The 19874-nt window shown below is 69.1% G+C and carries 16 protein-coding genes and 1 pseudogene; 7 read left to right on the forward strand and 10 right to left on the reverse strand.

The features are described from left to right. Positions 1 to 5 precede the first annotated feature (5 nt). Positions 6 to 2261: a telomere-associated protein Tap gene (tap, locus tag ACIQU6_RS28545; RefSeq protein ID WP_403484557.1), complete on the reverse strand. Its 2256-nt coding sequence runs from the start codon at positions 2259 to 2261 to the stop codon at positions 6 to 8. Positions 2262 to 2461: 200 nt separating this feature from the next. Beyond that, positions 2462 to 3454 carry a MerR family transcriptional regulator gene (locus ACIQU6_RS28550; RefSeq protein ID WP_403484558.1) on the reverse strand — a complete coding sequence of 331 codons (993 nt, stop codon included), beginning with the start codon at positions 3452 to 3454 and terminating at the stop codon, positions 2462 to 2464. Positions 3455 to 3552: 98 nt separating this feature from the next. Here ACIQU6_RS28550 and ACIQU6_RS28555 point away from each other — a divergent pair, with 98 nt between their 5' ends. After that, positions 3553 to 4353, forward strand: a complete 801-nt coding sequence (locus ACIQU6_RS28555; protein ID WP_403484559.1) for an alpha/beta fold hydrolase — start codon at positions 3553 to 3555, stop codon at positions 4351 to 4353. Positions 4354 to 4525: 172 nt separating this feature from the next. Here the strand turns inward: ACIQU6_RS28555 and ACIQU6_RS28560 are convergent, their stop codons facing one another. The 6 genes and pseudogenes from ACIQU6_RS28560 to ACIQU6_RS28585 form a co-directional block, all read right to left on the reverse strand. Then, on the reverse strand, positions 4526 to 5143 hold the full coding sequence (locus tag ACIQU6_RS28560) for a TetR/AcrR family transcriptional regulator (protein ID WP_403484560.1): 618 nt from the start codon (positions 5141 to 5143) through the stop codon (positions 4526 to 4528). Then, positions 5140 to 5988: an oxidoreductase gene (locus ACIQU6_RS28565; protein ID WP_403484561.1), complete on the reverse strand. Its 849-nt coding sequence runs from the start codon at positions 5986 to 5988 to the stop codon at positions 5140 to 5142. The genes ACIQU6_RS28560 and ACIQU6_RS28565 overlap by 4 nt, the downstream gene beginning before the upstream one ends. 506 nt (positions 5989 to 6494) lie before the next feature. Beyond that, positions 6495 to 7618: pseudogene (locus tag ACIQU6_RS28570) on the reverse strand (lipid II:glycine glycyltransferase FemX). Positions 7619 to 8228: 610 nt separating this feature from the next. Continuing rightward, a complete protein-coding gene (locus ACIQU6_RS28575; RefSeq protein ID WP_403484562.1) occupies positions 8229 to 9353 on the reverse strand; it encodes a SagB/ThcOx family dehydrogenase in 1125 nt (374 codons plus the stop codon). Positions 9354 to 9431: 78 nt separating this feature from the next. Continuing rightward, positions 9432 to 9602 (reverse strand): hypothetical protein, encoded by a 171-nt coding sequence (locus tag ACIQU6_RS28580; protein WP_403484563.1) that lies wholly within the window; start codon positions 9600 to 9602, stop codon positions 9432 to 9434. Positions 9603 to 9621: 19 nt separating this feature from the next. Then, on the reverse strand, positions 9622 to 10440 hold the full coding sequence (locus ACIQU6_RS28585) for a class I SAM-dependent methyltransferase (protein WP_403484564.1): 819 nt from the start codon (positions 10438 to 10440) through the stop codon (positions 9622 to 9624). A 1084-nt stretch (positions 10441 to 11524) separates the two neighbouring features. Here ACIQU6_RS28585 and ACIQU6_RS28590 point away from each other — a divergent pair. After that, positions 11525 to 12313, forward strand: coding sequence for a thioesterase II family protein (locus ACIQU6_RS28590; protein ID WP_403484565.1), 789 nt, complete (start codon positions 11525 to 11527; stop codon positions 12311 to 12313). Between the two features lie 414 nt (positions 12314 to 12727). Continuing rightward, complete coding sequence (locus tag ACIQU6_RS28595; protein WP_403484566.1) at positions 12728 to 13090, forward strand: VOC family protein; 363 nt, start codon at positions 12728 to 12730, stop codon at positions 13088 to 13090. 94 nt (positions 13091 to 13184) lie between these two features. On the opposite strand, the gene ACIQU6_RS28600 is transcribed toward ACIQU6_RS28595, so the two are convergent. Next, complete coding sequence (locus tag ACIQU6_RS28600) at positions 13185 to 14138, reverse strand: aminoglycoside phosphotransferase family protein (RefSeq protein ID WP_403484567.1); 954 nt, start codon at positions 14136 to 14138, stop codon at positions 13185 to 13187. Positions 14139 to 14503: 365 nt separating this feature from the next. Between ACIQU6_RS28600 and ACIQU6_RS28605 the strand changes: the two genes are divergently transcribed. Further along, on the forward strand, positions 14504 to 15331 hold the full coding sequence (locus tag ACIQU6_RS28605; RefSeq protein ID WP_403484568.1) for an ATP nucleotide 3'-pyrophosphokinase: 828 nt from the start codon (positions 14504 to 14506) through the stop codon (positions 15329 to 15331). Between the two features lie 322 nt (positions 15332 to 15653). Here ACIQU6_RS28605 and ACIQU6_RS28610 read toward each other — a convergent pair whose 3' ends face one another. Continuing rightward, a complete protein-coding gene (locus tag ACIQU6_RS28610; protein WP_403484569.1) occupies positions 15654 to 16211 on the reverse strand; it encodes a GNAT family N-acetyltransferase in 558 nt (185 codons plus the stop codon). 438 nt (positions 16212 to 16649) lie between these two features. Here ACIQU6_RS28610 and ACIQU6_RS28615 point away from each other — a divergent pair, with 438 nt between their 5' ends. From ACIQU6_RS28615 to ACIQU6_RS28625, 3 genes are all read left to right on the forward strand, one after another. Then, positions 16650 to 17387, forward strand: coding sequence for a phosphotransferase (locus ACIQU6_RS28615; protein ID WP_403484570.1), 738 nt, complete (start codon positions 16650 to 16652; stop codon positions 17385 to 17387). Between the two features lie 488 nt (positions 17388 to 17875). Continuing rightward, positions 17876 to 19006 carry an FAD-dependent oxidoreductase gene (locus ACIQU6_RS28620; RefSeq protein WP_403484571.1) on the forward strand — a complete coding sequence of 377 codons (1131 nt, stop codon included), beginning with the start codon at positions 17876 to 17878 and terminating at the stop codon, positions 19004 to 19006. Positions 19007 to 19223: 217 nt separating this feature from the next. Beyond that, positions 19224 to 19868, forward strand: a complete 645-nt coding sequence (locus ACIQU6_RS28625; protein ID WP_403484572.1) for a helix-turn-helix transcriptional regulator — start codon at positions 19224 to 19226, stop codon at positions 19866 to 19868. Positions 19869 to 19874: the final 6 nt, after the last annotated feature.

Genomic DNA, 19874 nt, shown 5'->3' on the forward strand with positions numbered 1-19874 from the left:
CTCTCCTACTCTCCGTTGTCGACGTCGGTGACGGTGCCGTCCTTGATGTACCGGGCGAGGTTGAGCTCGGGGGCGTCGAACCGGTCGCGGACCTCTTCGCCCCACAACACGGACTGGGTGCCCTCGTGCTTGACCAGGCCCGGGTTCACTCCCAACTTGAAGCCGCCCGGCAGCGGCTTACCGTCCCGGTAGGGCAGGAAGTCCAACGGCGAGGTCCCGTCGGTCGCGTAGACGGCGCAGTCGGAGAGGATCGCGACCGGGTACTGGCCGGTGAACGCCGCGTGCTTGACGATCTTTCGGTGCATGTTGATCCGCGTGCGGGAGATGACCGCCGCGCGGATGTCCGGCCGCCAGGTCGGGCGGGACAGGGCCCGCCACGGCTCGCCCGGCCGCCAGCCCTCCCCGCGCGGGCGCTCGCGCAGCTTGCCCAGGCCGCCCTTGACCGTCGCCTTGATCGCCGAGACGACGATCGCCAGGTGGGGATCGCGCTGGCGGTAGCCGTCCATCGCCCTCAGGAAGTCGGCCGGCACCAGGTCCGCGGCCACGCCGAGATCGGCCATCGTGGCCAGGTAGGCGTCGCGCAGACGGTTGTACCAGGCGTCCAGGTAACGGCCGTTGCCGTGGCGCACCCACGCCTCGATCGGGGCGACGTCGTAGCCCAGCTCCACCGCGTACGCCACGGTGGGCGTGGCGTACCAGGCCGGGCCCTCGGGGCGCTCGCCCTTCGGCGTGAACGGGCTCGGCAGCAGACTGCCGTCCAGCTCCACCCGCTCCTTGCCGACCTTCACCCTCGACAGGTCGACGTGGGACAGGTCGACCAGCCACGAGCCGGGCAACTTCGGGTCGAACGCCGGGTTCACGACGTGCGTCGGTGCGCCGAGGCCGACGGGCAGCCCGTTCGCTCCGGCCGCGAAGGCCATGTTGACGTCGATGCCGACCAGGTGCTGACGCCTGGTGGCTTCGGCGTCGGTGAGCGGCCGCGCCCAGTCATACGCCTCTTCGAAGAGCTTCTCCGACGGGCCGCGAACGTGGAAGCGCGGCAGGTCCTTGAGCAACGGGTGCCCGTCGGGGGCTTCGCAGGGTGCGCAGTCCACCGGGTCCTTGCCCAGGCTGCCGGGGTTGTGCTCGGAGTGCCGCTTGCCGTCGGCGTCGGGCGCGGAGGCGCGGGTCGGTGGGTGCAGGACCGTCATCAGCTCCAGGCCGGTCACGGCCGTGGAACCGCGCGGCGTCATCACCCGGGACGCGTACACGCCCAGGAGCCGGGCCAGTTCCGCCGGCGGGAGGTGCGCGGCGTCGGCCCAGTGGCGGGAGTCGAGCGCGTGCCAGGACGGGATGCACAGCTGGACGCAGGCCCGTTCCGAGCCCTGCGCCGGGCGGTAGATCCGCGCCCACGGCCCGAACCCGCGTTTGGTCAACTTCCATTCCGCGCGAGCCAGTTGCTTGACGACCTTGTGGCCTTCCGGGATCCGCCCGGCGACCCGCTCGTCATCCGTGAGGGTGACCGGCAGGCCGTAGCGCTCCAGTGCGGCTTCGGTGAGCACGAGCAGCGGGTCGGCGTCCTTGCCCGGGCCGGACAGCCTAGGCTGCCCGAGCCTGGCTTCCCTCAGCGTCCAATCCACCAGGGACGGGACGGACTTGGCCGGGACGTCGAGGACCAGGCCACCGGGGCAGTACGCCAACACCTGACCGCTGTCGTCGACGTCGACGACGGCGAGCGGCCCGTTCTCGAAGCGCGGGTCGATGCCATCCGCCGGGGTCTTGGCCGGTGGCGCCTTCTTCGTGCCCGGTCGGCCCGACGTCGACGAGGGACGGGCGGCGTGCGTCGGGCGCTGCGGGGCTGCCGGGGTGGCACTCGGCTCAGCGTTCTCCTCGGCCGGCGCGGCCACCGCTTCGGGCTCTGGGGGAAACGGAGTTCGCGCCTCGGCCTGAGCGGGCGTGTCAGTGGCGGATGCGTCGGTGGCGGACGTGTCGGTCGGCGTCCCCGGCGGCTGCGCGCCTTCGGTGTCGACGGGCCTCGGGTACTTCTCCGCCCATCCGTCCAGCAGCCGTTGGTATGCCTGACGGCGTGGCGGCCGCGGTTCCGAGCGGCCGGCCTCCCAGTTCTTCACCGTCTGCGTGGACGTCCGCAGCGCCTGCGCGAGCCGGACCTGCGAGATGTGGGCCGCTTCGCGCAGCCGCGTCCGCTCTGCCGGGGGCGGCATCTCCGGCTCGCCTTCCAACAGTGCGTCCACCGCCGCGAACAGCTCATCTTCGGTCGGCATGATCCACCTCCACCCCAGACACTACAGCAAATTTACCCATCAATTTGCCTTTGGATTTGGCGCAGCCTTTCCCTTGGTTTCGCCGCCGCACCGAGCGCGAACAGGGACGGGGTGCGGTGACCAATCGGTGCGCCGGGTGACGATGGGGCCGAGATCGCGGAGCTCGTCGAGGCACCGCTCGAAGGCCGGGTCGGCGCGCCCTACGCGAGTTGCCTATCCAGTGCCGTGCGGAGCCAGTCGTCGCAGGCGCCGATGGTGGGTCTCGGGGTGGGGGTGGGGACTTCGGCGGCGAGTTGCCAGTAGCGGTCGATCAGCGGGTGGGCTATGTGGGCCAACTGCGTGCTGAGTTGGCGGCGGAAGGCCGGGGTGTCTGGGGTGTCGCGGAGGCCGGCGTGGGCGGCGACGAAGCAGTCGAGGGCTTCCCCGGCGTGTGGGGTCTGTTGGGTCCGTACGTCTGTCGCGGCCAGTTCGTATGCCTCGCGCAGACCTTCGTAGAGGACGGCCGGGCGGCAGGGGCCGCTGGGAGGGCGGGGGGTGGGGCCGCAGATGCTGATGTCCAGGACGTGCGGGTTGGTGACAACGGCGTGGAGGCGGGCGAAGGTCAGGACCTGTGGCGGGGTCGGGTCGGCGGGGGGCTGTGGGACGGCCTCGTCGAGGATCGTGGACAGCAGTCGGGCCGGCAGGCGCGGGGGGAGGATGTGGCGCCAGAACCGGGCCAGGGCGGTGGTGTTGGGCGGGGTGGTCATGGCGCCTATCAGGCGGAGACGGTCGGCGCGTTCCGCGGTGGTGCAGTCGTGAAGGAGGTGGAGGGCGGCCTCGCGCCAGCGCAGGGCGGTCAGTTGCGTGCCCAGTGCGCTCAGTTGGTCGGCGAGGGCGTCCTGAAGCGCGGTGTCGGGATCCGTGCCCGCGTCGTCGTGGGCGAGGACGCGGTCCACTTGTGGAAGGGGGAGGTCGAGGGCGCGCAGCGAGCGGATGAGGCGGAGGCGGTCCAGGGCCTCGGGGCCGTAGCGGCGGTGGCCGCCGGTGCTGCGGGAGGCTGCGGGCAACAGGCCGCGGTCCGAGTAGAAACGGACGGTCTTGACGGTGACGCCTGCCTGTTGGGCGAGTTCGCCGATGCTCCACGTGCCCTCGCAAGGCACGGAGACGGGCTCGGAGTCGGAGAAGGACGCGGAAGCGGATGCGGGTGCGGTCATGCCTTGAACCTCCCTTAAGGGGAGTTCCTACCGTAACGGCAAGCGCGGCCGGACGAACGGGGGCCGGCCGCGCGAACCGAGCGTGCAAGGAGGCGTTGATGACGGCGTATGTGCTGGTACCGGGCGGACATATGGGTGGCTGGCTGTGGAGCGAAGTCGTGGCACGACTGAGGGGTTTGGGGGAAGCGGCGTACGCGGCGACGCTCACGGGACTGGGTGAGCGCCGCCACCTGGCGGGTCCGGAAACGGACTTGGAGACCCACATCGAGGACCTGGTGCAGCTCATCGATCACCTGGAGGAGCCGCAGGTGGTGCTCGTTGCGCACTGTCACGGCAGCTTTCCGGTGTTGGGAGCCGCTGACCGGCGGCCGGAACGGGTTTCCCGGCTGGTGTACGTCAACGCGCCCATGCCCATGGACGGTTACTCGGTGCACAGCCTGGTCCGGGACTTCGAGCCCGACCCGGCGGTCCGCGAGGGTTGGCGGCGACGGGCCGAGCAGGCCGAGGACGGCTGGCGGATTCCCCCACCCGTGCACGACGGCTCCGACCCGCAAGCCCAGAACAGGCTCGCCGGCGTCCCCGCGAGCGCGCTGGTCCGACTCGCCCGCCTGGCCGCACCGCAACCACTGGGCCCCCTCACCCAACCGCTCCGCCTGTCGGGAGCCGCCGCGAAACTGCCCCTGACCGGTATCTTCGGCACCAGGACCGGAATGAACGTGGCCGCGGTCGAGTCCCTGGTACGGAGCGGAGACCCGCGCTTCGCGGTCCTCACCGAGCCACAGGTGCGGTTCTTCGAACTCGACACCGGGCACTGGCCGATGCTCTCCGTCCCCGACGAACTCGCCCGGGTACTGACTCGGGCCGCCGCGGGCGAGGGGCAGCGGGTGACGGCTGCGTGACGTCGCCCGTCGGTCGAGACGGGCGCCGGACGGAACCACCCTCGGCCGACGCGATCGCGAGGGATGCCTCCGTACCGATCGATGGTGAAGTGCCGTGGACGGCGGGTCGCGGAAGCACGAGGTGCGGTCGGTTCCGCGCTCCGCCGTCCACCACGGATGGCTCAGTCAGGCTTCAGCTGGTCAGGCCGGCGCTGGTCAGCCAGATGTGTTCGCAGGTTGCGGACGCCTCTTGCAGCTTCTCGCGGGACTCTTGTGAGGCGTGGTAGAAGGTTCGCTCGATCATCCAGCAAAGGGCCCGTGCCATCGCTGAAGCCCGGGTTGGTTCGGCGCCGGCCTGAATGCCGGCGCGTTCCAGGACAGTGGTGATGGCCGTGACGAACAACTCGGCTGTGTGGCTCCACAGTTCGCCGATCTCCGGCACGGTCAACGACAGGTCGATCGCGGTGCGCATGACCAGGCCGTGCGCGTTCCACAGCTCGACCGTGCGCTGCATGGCCGCCGCGATGGCCTGGCGCGGCTCCTCGGTCTGCGCAGTGGCTCGGGACCGCTCCCACAGGTGCTCGACGGTCCGGGCCACGAGCGCCGCAACCACTTCCTGCTTGGAGCCGAAGTAGAAGTACAGGGCGCCGCGCGTGATGCCGGCGCCCTGGGCGATGTCGCCGACGGTCATAGCGTCGTAGCCCTTGTGCGCCAACAGAGCTTCACAGGTGTCCAGAATGGCCCGTTCCCGCACGTCGCCCTTGCGTTCGGTGGCGCGGCGGCCCCGCGTGGGGTGGTGACCGGGCGTCACAGCGCAGCGCCCTCGGCGAAGTCGGTCGTACGGGAGAGCCCTTCCCATGCGCGGATGTCCTCGTCCACGGCCGTGCGCGCGGCGGTGACCAGTCGCAGCGCGTCCGAGCCCAGGACGAGGTGGGCGGGCGGCTGGTCGACCGACGCGATGTGCACGACGGCGTCCCCGGCCTTGGCCGGATTGCCCAACTGGTTCCCGCTGGCCTTCTGTCGCGCTTCGCGGAGGGGGTTGAACAGCTCGTCGTAGTCGTCGATGGTCCGCGCGGCGCGCGTCATGGACCGTCCGGCCCAGTCGGTGCGGAAGGAGCCGGGCTCGATCGCCGTCACGTGGATCCCGAACTGTGCGACCTCCTTGCCCAGCGCCTCAAGGACGCCTTCCAGGGCGAACTTGCTGCCGCAGTAGGCGGACATGCCGGGCACGGCCATGAGCCCGCCCATGGAGGTGACGGCCATCAGATGCCCCCGGCGGCGCCGGCGCATATGGGGCAGCGCCGCCTGCAACGTGGCCATCGCCCCGAACACGTTGACCTCGAACTGCCGCCGCACCGCGGCCAGCGGCGTCTCCTCAAGGGTGCCCTCCAGACCGTAGCCGGCGTTGGCGACGACGACGTCCAACGGCCCGACGCCTCGCTCCACCTCCTCGACCACGCTCAAGACGGCTTGGTCGTCAGTCACGTCCATGATGCGACCGTGAGCGTGACCGGGCCTGAGCTCTTCGAAGGCCCGCAGGTCCTTCTCGGAGCGGACCGTGCCGACGACGGTGTGGCCGGCGGCCAGGGCGGCCAGGGCGAAGGCGCGTCCAAGGCCCGTACTGACCCCGGTGATGAGCCAGTTCTGCTGCTGCATTGCCCCTCCTGAGAAGACCGGCGAGGAGCCGTGCTGCCCCCCATCCCCAAATAATCTACACCACGTCAATTTTCACCATCGCTGCGTAGATTCCGCGAGTACACGCGACAAGGCATCCTCAGGGCCGGCCGCGCGCTGCGCACCACCCGGATCGACGCCGCCACCAGGACTCGCAGCCGCTCCCCCGCCGGGAAACGGTCGACTGACTGCGAGTGCAGTGGGTGGCCAACAGTGAGACACCTGCTGGAGCCAACCCCGCCCAGGAATCCGCGGTACTCCGACGCCCCCTGCAGTCAGAGCATGCTCACCATCGCCCGAGCAACCAGTTCCGCAGAACTGACCTGGCTCCGCGAAACCCTCGACATGCTCGAATCGCCGACCCATCGCCACCCCACTGACGCTCCCGGCCGGCGACGACAGCCATCGCCGCGTCTCCTACGGCTGCGACGACGGGGGCCGAGTGCGACCAGTGACTCCGCAGAGACGGTGCCTGCGGTCTTTCGCACTCAGCGGCGGGACAGGTAGAGGTCGAGAGCCTTGTGCAGGATCCTGTTGAGCGGGAGGTCCCACTCACCGAGGTACTCCACGGCCTGGCCGCCGGTGCCGACTTTGAACCGGAGCAGGCCCAGGAGGTGGTTGTTCTCCTCCAAGGTGTCGGTGATGCCGCGGAAGTCGTAGATGCTCGCCCCCAGTGCGTGGGCATCGGACATCATCCGCCACTGGATCGCGTTGTTCGGCTGGACTTCGCGTTTCCGGCTGGTTGACGCCCCGTAGGAGTAAACCAGGCGTGCTCGCCAACGGTCAGCATCGTTGCCGCCGCGACTACTTCACCCTCGTGTTGGGCGAGGTAGAGACGCATGCGGTTGGGGTCCTCGGCTGTCAGCGCGGTCCACATGCGCTGGAAGTAGGGCAGCGGGCGGGGAATGAACCGGTCGCGTTCAGCAGTCTCGACGTAGAGGTCGTAGAAGGCGGGCAGATCCTCGTAGCCACCGTGAACAACCTTGACGCCGGCCTTCTCCGCCTTCTTGATGTTGCGGCGCCACTGCTGGTTCAGGCCACGCCGGATCTCCTCCAATGACCGGCCAGCGAACGGGACTTGGAACACATAGCGAGGTTGACCCGCGGCGAACCCGTGCTCGCTTCCCGGCTCGGACCGCCTCCAGCCCATCCGGCGCAGCCGGTCAGCGACGGCGCCGGCGTGTGGCTCGTACGTGGTGGCCTCGACATCGCGCAGCCGCGTGGCCTGGGGGTCGGCGATCGCGTCCTTGACCGCTTCGGCGCTCCAGCGACGGGCGACGACGGGGGGACCCATCCTCACCGAGAAGGCCCCCTGCGCCTTGAGATAGGCGAGCATCGGCTCCAGCCACGGCTGAAGGTCCCGTGCGTCCCAGTCGACGACCGGCCCTTCGGGCAGATAGGCAAGGTACCGCCTGAGCTTCGGCAACGACCGGAACAGCACCAGCCCCGCACCGACGAGGCGGCCATCGTCATCGAACCAACCAAGGCTCTCCGCCCGCCAGTCCGGCTTCACATCCCCCCAGGCGGGAACCTGCATGTGACTCACCGAGGGCAGGGCCGTGACGAAGGCCAGATGCTCCTCGCGGGTGATCGCCTTCAGGCGGAAACTCATGTGCGGCGCCTCCTTTGATCAGCGCATCACCCTACTGAGGACGCTGCCTCGCACGGGCACTTTGCACCCGACCCGCCGGACGGACGAACCCAACCGCTGTTCCTTCGCGCAGCAGGCTGCCGTCGGATCCCGACTGCCACCAAGGTCTGTCAAGACCTGTAGTTTCCCTGGCCGTTCGCCGCAGGGCAAGGAATTGCCGACTCGCGCGAGCCGTGGCAACACCCACATCATGGTGCCGGCCGTGGCGACGACGGCCGGCGCCCGCTGCGACGCGGGCGCCGGAGGCGAGGCGCAGCCGACGGCGGGTGCCGCTGACGCCGCTGGGCGCTTGCCTCCTGGTCGCTCGCGCATGGGGCACGATCGGTCGGGCCGCCACAGGCGCCGGGCGTGGGCACACAGGCCGAGCCAGAAGGTGGCGGACAAGCCGAGTGGCAGCGGTTCCGGCGGTGGCGTATCGGGGGTGAGTTGGGGGGCCGCCCCTGTCATGGCCTGCCGGACAGGGTGGCTCCGCCCGGCAGGCTCGGTGGAGGAGAGGCATGCCGGAACGGTAGGCGCCGACGGGTCCCCGCACGCGTGTGGAACGGGGCTCCGTTGCGTCCGCTTTCGTTGGTCAGCGTCCGATGCGGCTTCGGCGGAAGGCGGCCAGACTGGCCGGCGTCTTCAGTCCGTTGGTGCCGTCCTGCTGCGGGTCAGCCGGCACCCCGGCGCTGAGCAGGTACAGCGCGGTCTCGTTGATTCCGTCGATGCCCAGAAGGTCCTCGACGCCGGTGTCGGCGAACGCCGCGGTCTGGAAGGGCCCCAGCCCCAGGGCAGTTGTCACCATGGCGAAGGTCTGGGCGAGGTGGCCGGCGTCCATCAGCATGATCCGGTAGGTGCGCGCCGTGCGGTACTTGGACCGCATCCGCTCGACCAGCGACGTGAGCACGACGGCGAAGGCGGCGTCCTTTATCCCGCGCTGATTGACGCTCAGTTGGGCCACGTCCTGCCAGGGCGGACCGTCGCCGAGGAATTCGAGGCCGTGAACGAGCCCGTTGTAGTGGTAAATGCCGGGAGCCAACTCCTCGACGCGGCGGACGAGGACATACGCCTCGATCTCCTGACGTGCTCCACCCGACGCGCTCGTGCGCTGCATCAGGCTTCCGTAGGCGTCGGCGTCGATGAATTGCGCGGGCCCGAACGTCGAGGAGAGCAGTGCCGCGAAGTCCACGAGCGGGACGGCCTCGTCGGCGAAAGCGCGGTGGGTCCGCCGGCCGTAGAGGACCTCCTCGAAGGACGCGCCGATGGGTCGTGGAATGCGGGGCAAGAGGACGACATCGGCGTCCGGATACGACTTGAAGAGCGCGGGCCGCCCGCCTTGGGCCGCCAACTCCTCCCGCAGTTCCGGTGTGTCCTCGGTGTACGGAGCGTTCTTCGTCATGGTGTGGAGGTAGCGGGCGCTCATATTCCATTCGGGCCAGCTCGTCCCCACGGCTTCATCGTGCTCGGCGGCGGACTGCCCCTGGCGCACGACGAGGCCGGACTCTTCGAGGTCGGCGAGCGACTGCCGGACGGACTCGGGGTCGAAGTCCGGGAAACGGGCTGCCACTTCCTCCGGTTCCGTCCAGTCGCCCAGTTCGTTGAGCAGTTCCGCGGCCACCGGGTCGAGAGAAACGGTGATACGGGTGCGGAAATTCTCCACGACGAACGCACCGTCGTGCCAGTAGCAGACGATACTGCGGGCCCGGCGAATGGGCATGCTCGCTCCCCTTGGCGTGGACATTCTCCTGGTTGTGGCCCGCGGCCGGGCTCCAGAAAGAGCCCGGCCGCAGCAACGTCACGCGGAGTGAAGCACGAGGTACTTCTCCTCGGTGACAACCGGCTTCACGTTCACCGTCATCTTGCGCATGAGCCACCTCCTTAATGAGAGTTGTTTTCTGGTACGGCTGACCTGGAGGAATCCCCGTCCGGGCGCAGGCAGCACAACCGGATCGGTCAGCCGGCTCATGGGGCGGAGCCGCGCGATGCTAGCGGCTCACGACATAGAGGATCTTGCGGCCGCGGATCTCATCACCGGAATCGGTCAGTTCACCGGCTGTGAGACCGTGCGCGGCGACCAGGCGCAGTCCCGCATCCGCCAGCAGGCGTCGCACTGTGGCGTCGGAATGGTGCCGGTAGACGTGCCGGGAGGTGACGCGCCGCCAGGTGTTCGCGTCGGCATCTTCGGCTCGCTCCCCTTCTCCCGCACGCCGAAAATAGGTGTGAGTGACGTCGATGACGGCATCGGGCTCCACGGGCACCGGCCCGCCTTCCCAGACATCGAAGTGGCCGTCCTCGTCGATGATGCGTGTCACCGCATAGGCCCGCTGATAGCTCCCCAGGGTGTTCATGTCGAAGACGAATACCCCGCCATCGGCCAACTGCCGGGCCACGCTGCGAAATGCCCCGGAAAGCTGCTGGTCGTCAGTGAGATAGCTGAGCGGCTCGCCCATGCAGGTGACCGCGTCGAAGGCGCCCAGGTCCGGAAGGTCTCGGAGATCGCCGACCACGAAGGGGATGCCTTCGTTGTGCGGCTTCGCCCGAGCACGGTCAATCATCGCGGGGGACAGATCGGAGCCCGTGACCTCGTACCCGAGGTCGCGAAAAGCGACCGAGCTGTTTCCCGTTCCGCATCCCACATCGAGTAGCTTCTTGCCACCCGAACCGTACTTCTCGATGAGCCTCTGATAGAAGGAAATCCAGCGGGAGAAGAGCGGGTCGATAGCGAGTGAGTCATAGTCAGCGGCGACCGTCTCATAAGCCGAGAGAGCTTGGTCGAAACGTATGTCAGCGGCATCCGCGGCCACGGCAGCAACTCCTCAATCGAAAGAATTCGCCTATCTCCGGCCTTCGTTCGAACACGGACGAACATATAGATCCCAAAAGCGACCGGTCAAGCAACGCGTCACGAATGACTTGATATACGCAGCGAGCAACTCCGCTGCGTTTAACGGTAATTGATCAAGGTTCACGCGAGAACGGCATGCTCCGACACCCTGCCCTCCCCCGCCGACACGATCTCCACATTGCGGACAAGATCGTCCGCTGACACGGACATGGTCAGAAACAGCAACCTTTCGGCCATCTCCCGGAAACCCCGGCAACGCCACACAACGGCGGCCGAACGCCCAGCGCGCCCCACCGCAGCACGCCGCGCCGTCGTCTGTCGCAGCGGCCACCCCGCCGTAACCGATGCCATCAACTAGCGCCTGGTTGGTCCTGGAGAGATCCGGGTGGGGTGGAGTTCGTGCGGAAGACGGAGTCGCAGATGCGGGCTCAGTCACCCCTTGGCGTCGGGGGTGTTGTGAGCGGCTCAACTGTCACGAGAAGCGTGTCGAGTCCGGCGGGGACCGTCGTGCCTCTCGTGACCGGGCGTTTCTTGAATCCGATGCCCGGTGGCCACGTTGGGCTTGGTCGACGACGGTGCCGTAGGCGATGCCGGCAGCGCGTCAACCGATCACCGGCACGGGAACGGTCAACACGTTCACGCTCTCCGCAGCGGAGACGTGTTGCCTTACCCGGCACGGTAGGCGCGTACTGGAAGGGCCGCCTGCACCTGAGAGAACACCCCGGGTGTGGGCGGACCACCCGCCCCATGGTGTTGGTGAGACGTATCAGGCAACCTTCAGGTGACCATTGGGCATTGCCCGCGAGCAGTGGAGGGGAGAGAGGTGTAGACGGCTCAGGCAGCCCTCTGCGGCATCGATGTGCCGCTGCTCGGCAGGGCGCTGCCAGGCAACGTGAAACTCACGGCTCGGTTGGAGTCGTTGTCGGCAGTTGTGGCCCTGCGATGTTCGGTGTGCGCCATGGTGAGTGATGCGCTCGGTTCGCCTGCGGCTTCTGCCGGCTGGATCCATCAACCCTCAGCCCGGATGCGGGGTGCTCTCTCTCATGGATACGGTCGTCAACTCTCCCCTCAGGGCGCTCACCGTCGCGACCGGGACGGATCCGCCCGGCCCCCGGTATGTCTGTTTCCCGCCCGCCGGCGGCACGGCCGCGATGTTCCGGTCGCTGGCTGCCGCTCGACCCGGGGCCCAGTTGCTCGTCGTCCAGTACCCGGCACGAGCCGACCGCCTCGGCGCACAACTGTCGGGCAATGTGGAGGAGTTGGCCCAGCGATGCGCCGACGAGCTGGTAGCCGCCCCGGCGTCGGAAAGGACGCGGACCGTGCTGATCGGTGTCGGCATGGGGGCGTTGCTCGCGCTGGAAACGGCTCTGCAGTGGGACTGGCGGCATGGCTGCGGTCCCTGTGGGTTGGTCGTCGTCGGCGCGACCGCCCCGCATCGACGGGGTCCCCGTCACCGGTTGCCGGCCGATGCCGAGTTGAACCGGATGGTGGACGACGGCGGTTGGGGGGAGAGTGTGCTTCGGGAACATGTCCGGGGGCTGCTGCGGGCGGACCTGCGTCTGGTCAGCCGCTACACCGGACCTGCGCGGCACGGTGCTCCCTGCCGGATCGCCGCGCTGTGCGGCGAGGACGATCCCCGGTATGTGGAGGATGACGCCACGGGCGCGTGGGCTGTCTGGTCCCGAAGTCCCTTCGCCTCGTGTGTGGTGCGCGGTGGTCATCTGGGGCTGCTGACCCCTGAGCGGGCGGGCGAGTTCTGGCAGTGGATGGACCGGTTGGCACTCCCGAACGCGGTGCTGGGAGAGGAGGCTGATGCCCGTGCCCACCACTGACGATGTACTGCGGGGTATGTCTGGCCCTGCCTGAGGTTGCCTGGCGGACGTTGACCTTGCAGTGGGCAATGCGCGCCCGGCGCGAGGGCCCTGGGCAGCGAAGCGAGCACGCACGCCCTCCGGGGCCGTGGTCTGTGGACCAGTCGGCGACCCGATTGCTGAACGGCCAGGGCGGACGACCAGGCGACATGGTCACCCTGTGCGCTGTCCCACCCGGCCGTGGCCGTCGAAGCGTTGGCAGGAGAGCCCGGTGACGGCAGGATGGGCAAGAGTGCCGCTGCGTGCGGAGTGGTTGGTGGTGCACGTCCTGAGAACCCGACTGGCCGGCCCATGCCACGGACGACCGCACCTCACCTCCTGTACGCGCCCCACGGCCATGCATGCCATGGCCGTCTACCGACGAGAGGGAGAACCATGCTCGTTGCCGTCGACCACATACAACTCGCCGCCCCGCCCGGCAGCGAGGACCAGTTGCGGAGGTATTACGGGGAGGTGCTCGGCATGACCGAGATACCCAAACCGCCGGCCCTCGCGGTGCGGGGCGGTTGCTGGTTCCAGGCCGGTCCGGTCCAACTCCACCTGGGAATCGAGACCGACTTCCGGCCCGCGAAGAAGGCCCATCCGGGGCTGCGCGTCGCCGAGATCGAGGAGTACGCCGCCCATCTGAAGGAACACGGCGCTCTGGTCGTCTGGGACGACAACCTGCCGGGCCACAAGCGCTTCTTCTCCGAAGACCCGGTAGGCAACCGGCTCGAATTCCTGGAGCCAGTGCAGTAGGAGGCCGCCGGAGCCAGGTGCCGGCAGGCGTTTGCCGGACGTGGAAGCCGGGTCCGGCACTCGCCGCCGGGCCCGTGCCCCGGACCGCCTTGGGTCAGCCCCGCGCGTCCATCAGGGCGGTGACATAGGCGTCCAGCCGCCTCTCCACGGCACGCGTCGTCAGCTCTGCCCTCCCGGCCTCCCGCCATGGCTGCGCCACCCACTGCACTTCTTCGGAGATCGCCAGCGCGTCCCGCACCCGCCAGTACAGCCGCTCGCCCGCCGCCGCGGCCAGCACTCCACCGGCCTCCTCATACGCCTCGGCGAACCGCACACCCCACTCCGGGCCGTGCAGCAGCGCGAGATGGGTGGAGCAGTGCGCCACATCGAAATCCGCCGGGCCCCATGAGGTCCGTACCCAGTCGACGACGCCGGTGATCCGCGCACCTGCCCGTGTGCGGAGCCGCACGTCGAACAGCGCGTTGCCGGGTTGGAAGTCCCGGTGCAGGAACCGCCCTTCATAGGGCGGCGCGGGCTTGCGGATCACGTTGATCGCCGCGGTCCATGCCGCCACGTCGGCGCCCTTCGGAACGATGACGGTGTCGGCGGTCGTCAACGTCTCATATTCCCGGGGCCGCACGGCGGGTCGCAGCGCGTGGATCGCCACGAGTTGACGGGCGAGCGCAGGGACGCGCGTCTCCAGTCCCTCATCGTCGAGGACCGTCCGGCCCGCGAGATACGTCATCAGGAGCGATGGATGCTCGCCGTGCACGGCGGTCGGATCGACCGCGACCAGTTCGGGAGCCGGCACGCTGGTCTCCTTCAGCAGGGGCAGGGTGCGCGCCTCCCTGTTCAGCCAGTCCTCGGCGTGCTCCACGTCGACGAAGGTCCGCAGCACCAGGTCACGGGTGCCTCCGTCCCGGGTGCTGATGGTCAGTCTTCGCATTTCGGCGGTGATGCCGCCGAGCAGGGCCTCGGTTCTGACGATCCGTTCGCCGTCCTCCAGGTGCCGGCTCACCCAGGCCAGTGTCAACGGTCGGACGGTCGCCGCCTCATCGTGGTTGAGCACGGTGCCATCTCAGCATTCGGCCGGCGACAGGCGCAAAGCCCTTGTTGACGGCGATGGCGGCCGCGCTGCCCGCTTGGGAGTGACGTGGCGTTACCAGCTTCACGGGATGCATGGCCTGAACCGTTCCAGGCCGCTCCTCCCGTAGCCGTCCGAGCCTGTTGCCCGGCTTGCGTGACGTCCGATTCGCGCCTTCCTGCGCAGTGTTCCGGCCAGGTACTGACCAATGACCGCGCAGATGGCCACCGATGCGCGCGCCGCCCGTTGCACTTCATGTCATACGGCCGCACCGAGCCCGGCGAGCATCCGGCAGGCTGGGTGCGGCGGCCGTAGCGATACGGTCCAGCAGAGAGGAACTTCGCGCTCCCATGTCCCACCACCCCACCGGCCGCTCCCTCACCCGGGCTGCGCTGGCCACCGCCCTCGCCGCCGCCCTGGGTACGGGCGCGGCGCAGACCGCCAGCGCCGCCCCGGCCCTCCCGTCCCGTGCCACCGCCCTCGCCCCGTCCGCACAGCCCCGCGTCACCACCCCCGACGGCGGCTGGAGTCAGGACGGGCTGCACCTCAACGCCCATGACAACAAGGAAGTGGACGCCTACCTGACCCGGGCACGGCGGGCGGAACGGTCCATCAGTCCTCAGGTCCGCACCGTCGCACTGCTCACCCACGCGCAGCTCGTCGGATTCGACCAGCGACTGAAGTCCCCGGACTCGCTCAAGCGGAAGATCGCCACCAAGATGAAGGAGGTCCCGGGGCAGAGCGTGGAGTCCTCACTCGCCACGCTCAACGACTCGGTCCGCTACACCCTCCAGTGGCCGACCGGGCAGTACATCCACGGCGTCACCGTGGCCGCCGGGATGCTCTCCTCCTGGGGCAACGACACCAAGCGCTGGTCCAACACCTGGGGCCATCCCAAGGGCTACAAGGCCGTCAACTCCGCCTGGCGCGCGCCGCGTTCGGGCCAGGTCTTCGAGGTCCAGTTCCACACCCCGGAGAGCAAGGCCGCCCAACTGGAAACCCACAAGATCTACGAGGAGCAGCGGCTGCCGGGCACCCCGCCCGAGCGTCGCCGCGAACTCCAGGCGCAGCAGGACGCGATCTTCGCCGCGGTGCCGGTACCAGCCGGCGCCGTACAACTCACCGCCCCAACCCGCCGGCACCCCGAACCGCTTCCCGTCCGCCCGGCAACCGCATAGCCCTCAGGAGACGGCTCGGCGCCGCACGCCAAGTGGCCCTGCGCTCCGAAAGAGCCCGGTGCGCACCGTGCCGCCGCCTCGGCAGCTCCCGCCAGGGGCTGCCGAGGCGGAACCCTCACATCGCCGCGTTGAAGGAGCCGCACGGGTCAGGAATTGGCCCGGACGCCCCCAGCGGGAGATGCGACCCGGTCAACTCCCCTTCGCCATCGTCCAGATCACCACGCGTCATACGGCGGCGCCGTGGCACCAGCCGGAGCCTCTGAAGAACGGCCGGTGGGGCGGTCCACGCACCGGCCTCTCGATCGGCCAACGCTTCTGTTTCTCAGGGCCGGTAGACGCACTCCGCGAGCGTCGCGTGCTTCTTCCACCCCAGCGTTTCGTACAGCGCACGTCCGGCGTCGGTCGCGCCGAGAACGCCCAGGACCGCGCCCTGGTCCAAGGCGTGGTCGGCGAGCGTGCGCATCACGAAGTTGCCCAGTCCGCGCCGCCGATGAGCCTCCTCGGTCACCACCCGGTCCACCACCGTGGCCTCCCCGAGGAGCGCCATCTGTCCCTGGGCCGCCGGCTCGCCCGTCGCGTCCAACACCCGGACGTACACGACAGCGCCGATGACCTCCACGGTTGCCGTGTATCCCTCAGGTGCGACCGGGGCCGAGGCCACCAAGTCAACGGCCATCAGATGCCCGCTCTCCTCCCAGGCCCACCCTTGCGGTAGCCAGGGCTCGATCTCCTCAGGCTCCGCGGGCATCTTCATCCAAGTCCGCGGCACGTCCACCGAGGCAGCGGCGCTGCGGACCAACGCCTCGTCAACTTCCGGCAGAACATGGCGTCCCCTCTCGGCGGGGCTATCGGCCACCTCGATGTAGAGACCCCAGGGCATGTCGACCGGCGGAGGAGTCCGCCGTGACACAGCCCAGCCCGCCACCCAGGTCCTGACTATGTCCGCAACCATCAAGCCCTCCCGAAACAGCGGCCGCATCACCAGCCAAGTAATAGACATTGCCAAGGAGCGCACATTACGCCCGCTTGCGGTACACGGCATCCGATTTTGATGCGGCCTTCGTGCCGCACCCCAGGGCATGGGCGGGGTGCCCAGGTCCGCCAAGGAGCTCGGCACGCCAGTCGACGCTCATCCGGCATCGAACACCGGCGACTGCACACACCGTCCGCTGGGGCGAACCAGCGCCGCCCGTTGCAGGCTTCCGGCTCGTTTTCGTGGCACGGGCGCGGACGCCTTGAGCAGCGCGTCGAGTGCCGAGTACTGATTGCCGAGTGCTGAGTGCTGAGATTCGACGTGGCGATCGTGCACGATGGAGGGATGTCGGAGGCTTCCTTGTCTGGCGGGTCGGATGGTCGCGTTGTGCGTGTTGGCGGCACCGTGCGTCGGCCCGTGTCGGACCGTACTGGCTTCGTCGGTGACCTGCTGCGGATGTTTGAGGCCGCAGGATGGGGTGGTGCGCCGCGCTATCGCGGTATCGACGAGGAGGGGCGCGAGGTTCTCACCTATCTCGCAGGGCATGTGGCCTGGGAACCCCAGCAGCCACCGGCCGTGTACTCCGACGAAAGTCTGGTGCGGGTTGCCGAACTCGTGCGGGAGTTCCACGACCTGACGGCAGGCACGGGACTGGCCGGATCACATGAGGTCGTGTGTCATAACGACCTTGCGCCCAAGAACACCGTCTACCGGACCGTGCGCGCTGCCCTGCGCCCCGTGGCCTTTATCGATTGGGACTTGGCCGCGCCGGGTGCGCGCATGCATGACGTCGCCCATGCGTGTTGGCAGTATCTCGGGCTCGGGCCGGGTGTCGAAGATGTCCCCGAGGCTGCGCGGCGGTTGAGGTTGATCGCCGACAGTTACGGGCTGGCCGAACGGCGTGATCTCGTGTCCGTGATTTTGTGGTGGCAGGACAGGTGTTGGCGCGGTATTGAGGCGGCTGCGGACTCCGGAGAACCCGCGATGACCCGTCTCCGGGCGGCCGGGGCGGTGGGTGAGGTACAGGCGGCGTATCGGTGGGTCAACGAGCACCGGGGCGAACTGGATTGCGCCCTGCGTTGACCGCGAGGCATGCACCATCCGCCTCACCCCTGCTTGACGCGGCCCCGGACGGCGAGTGCGGCGGGGCCGAGGGGAGCGTCAACTCGGGTTTCGTGGAGCCGACTTCGAGTGAGATGCGGCTGACGGTCGGTGGGACGACTCCCGTGGCGATCCGGGGCGGTGCGGCGTCCGGCAGGCCGGAGTCGCGGCACCCATGACGCGATCCTGCCATGCACGAGCGTCCCGGCCTCCATGAATCCGAATCGGCCTCGCCTGCGCCAACAACTGGGCCCAGCCGACACGACGTTGCGCCACGGCAAGCAGCACGGCAAGGAACAGGAGAAGGAGCAAGGAGCAAGGAGCAAGGAAAGAACAACGGGCAAGAAGTTGTAGGCGTGGATCGGAGAGCTGTCGGTCCGATGTCGGTGGGTTGTCGGCGGGGGCTGGCACGTTGTCAGGGTTCCTGCCGGGTGCCCGCTCGGCAGGCGTGCGATCTGCAAGGAATCACCATGACCACTCATGTCACGATCATCGGCGCCGGACTCGGCGGACTCACGCTCGCCCGCGTCCTGCACCTCCACGGCGTCCCTGCCACCGTCTATGAGGCGGAGTCCTCCCCCACGGCACGCGCGCAGGGCGGACTGCTCGACATCCACGACTACAACGGCCAACTGGCGCTCCGGGACGCGGATTTGATGGACGAGTTCCGCGGCCTCATCCTGGAGGGCCACCAGCAGTACCGGGTCCTCGACCCGGACGGGACCGTGCTGCTGGACGTGGCCGACGACGGCACGGGTGGGCGCCCCGAGGTGCAGCGCGGCGACCTGCGGCAGATCCTGCTCGACTCGCTCCCGGCCGGCACCGTCCGGTGGGGGCACAAGGTCAGCGGCGTCCGTGCCCTCGGCGAGGGCCGTCACGAGGTGACCTTCGCCGACGGCACCACCGTCGCCACGCGTCTGCTGGTCGGCGCGGACGGCGCATGGTCGCGGGTCCGGACGCTGCTGTCCGATGCGGTACCCGAGTACGTTGGTGTGTCGATCGTCGAGACCTATCTGTTCGACAGCGACACCCGCCACCCCGCTACCGCCAAGGCAGTTGGCGGCGGGGGCATGTTCGCGCCAGCGGCGGGGAAGTTGCTCGGGGCGCACCGGGAGAGCGGCGAGACGCTCCACAGCTATGTGATGCTCTTCAAGCCGTTGGAGTGGTTCGCCGGTATCGACTTCACCGATCCCGTTTCCGCGGCCGCGCGGATTGCGCAGGAGTTCGACGGTTGGGCGCCGGAGCTCACCGCGTTGATCACCGACGGCGACACCGCACCGGTCCTGCGCCCCGCCAACGCCCTGCCGAACGAGCACCGGTGGGATCGGGTGCCGGGGGTGACTCTGCTCGGCGACGCCGCCCACCTCACGGCCTCGAACGGCGAGGGCGCCAACCTCGCCATGCTCGACGGCGCCGAACTCGGCAAGGCCCTTGCCGCGTACCCCGGCGACGTCGAGGCCGCGCTCAGCGAGTACGAGCAGGCCATGTTCCCGCGTAGCGCCGCGGCCGCCGCCGAGGGTGCCCTCTTCTACGAGACCGTCTTCGACGACGACGCGGCCCAGCGGCTGATCGAGATCTTTGGTGAGCTGAAGGAGAGGTGAGGGGTCGCTCGTCGCGGGGGCCTGCGGGGATCGGTACGCCGGCCGGGCCCGGTGTCGCCTGCCGGGGCGCGTGGTTCCGTGGGGCCGCCGCCGCGCGACCGGGCCGGGCTTCGGCAAAGACCCTGCTCACGGCCTTCGTCAGGGGCCGTGGGCAGGGGGCCTTGCGGCGAGGGCTCGGCGCTGTTCTGCGTACTTTCATTGGTCATAGACTCGGCGCGTGACTGCTGAGGATTCCGATTCCGCATTCGCGGTGCTGGGTGTGTTGGGTGACCCTGTGCGCCGCCGGCTCTATCGACACGTTGCCGCCGCTCCGGAGGAGGTGGGGCGCGATGCGGCCGCGGAAGCGGTGGGGATTTCCCGGTCGTTGGCCGCCTTCCACCTGGACAAGCTGGTCGAGGCGGGTCTGCTGGCGGTGTCCTTCCGGCGGCTTTCCGGGCGCACGGGGCCGGGAGCGGGGCGGCCGGCGAAGGTGTATCGGCGTGCCGAGGGTGAGCATGTCGTGTCCGTTCCGCCCCGGTCGTACGACGCGGCCAGTCGGCTGCTGGCCGAGGTGGTGGAGAACGCTGGCCTGGACCGGGAGTTGCAGGCGGCGGCGCGGGCCGCGGGCGCGGCGCATCCGGATGTGACCGCCGACGACCTGGTCGAGGTGTTGCGGGCCCGCGGCTATCAGCCCTTCTGGGACGGGGGGACGTTGCGGCTGCGCAACTGCCCCTTCCACGCGCTGGCCGAGGAGTTTCCGGCCCTGGTCTGCGGGATGAATCTCGCGCTGCTGGAGGGGTTGGCGCCGGAGCAGTGGTCGCCGTCGATGGACCCGTGTCCCGGCGGGTGTTGCGTGGCGCTTTCTAAAAACAAAACACATTGACGATAG

Source organism: Streptomyces sp. NPDC090442 (assembly GCF_044769405.1).
Lineage (GTDB): Bacteria > Actinomycetota > Actinomycetes > Streptomycetales > Streptomycetaceae > Streptomyces.

Coding starts and splice junctions, on each gene's coding strand:
- tap (WP_403484557.1), bottom strand. CDS start 2,261: ATGCCGACCGAAGATGAGCTGTTCGCGGCGGTGGACGCACTGTTGGAA.
- ACIQU6_RS28550 (WP_403484558.1), bottom strand. CDS start 3,454: ATGACCGCACCCGCATCCGCTTCCGCGTCCTTCTCCGACTCCGAGCCC.
- ACIQU6_RS28555 (WP_403484559.1), top strand. CDS start 3,553: ATGACGGCGTATGTGCTGGTACCGGGCGGACATATGGGTGGCTGGCTG.
- ACIQU6_RS28565 (WP_403484561.1), bottom strand. CDS start 5,988: ATGCAGCAGCAGAACTGGCTCATCACCGGGGTCAGTACGGGCCTTGGA.
- ACIQU6_RS28575 (WP_403484562.1), bottom strand. CDS start 9,353: ATGCCCATTCGCCGGGCCCGCAGTATCGTCTGCTACTGGCACGACGGT.
- ACIQU6_RS28580 (WP_403484563.1), bottom strand. CDS start 9,602: ATGAGCCGGCTGACCGATCCGGTTGTGCTGCCTGCGCCCGGACGGGGA.
- ACIQU6_RS28590 (WP_403484565.1), top strand. CDS start 11,525: ATGGATACGGTCGTCAACTCTCCCCTCAGGGCGCTCACCGTCGCGACC.
- ACIQU6_RS28595 (WP_403484566.1), top strand. CDS start 12,728: ATGCTCGTTGCCGTCGACCACATACAACTCGCCGCCCCGCCCGGCAGC.
- ACIQU6_RS28605 (WP_403484568.1), top strand. CDS start 14,504: ATGTCCCACCACCCCACCGGCCGCTCCCTCACCCGGGCTGCGCTGGCC.
- ACIQU6_RS28610 (WP_403484569.1), bottom strand. CDS start 16,211: ATGCCCTGGGGTCTCTACATCGAGGTGGCCGATAGCCCCGCCGAGAGG.
- ACIQU6_RS28615 (WP_403484570.1), top strand. CDS start 16,650: ATGTCGGAGGCTTCCTTGTCTGGCGGGTCGGATGGTCGCGTTGTGCGT.
- ACIQU6_RS28620 (WP_403484571.1), top strand. CDS start 17,876: ATGACCACTCATGTCACGATCATCGGCGCCGGACTCGGCGGACTCACG.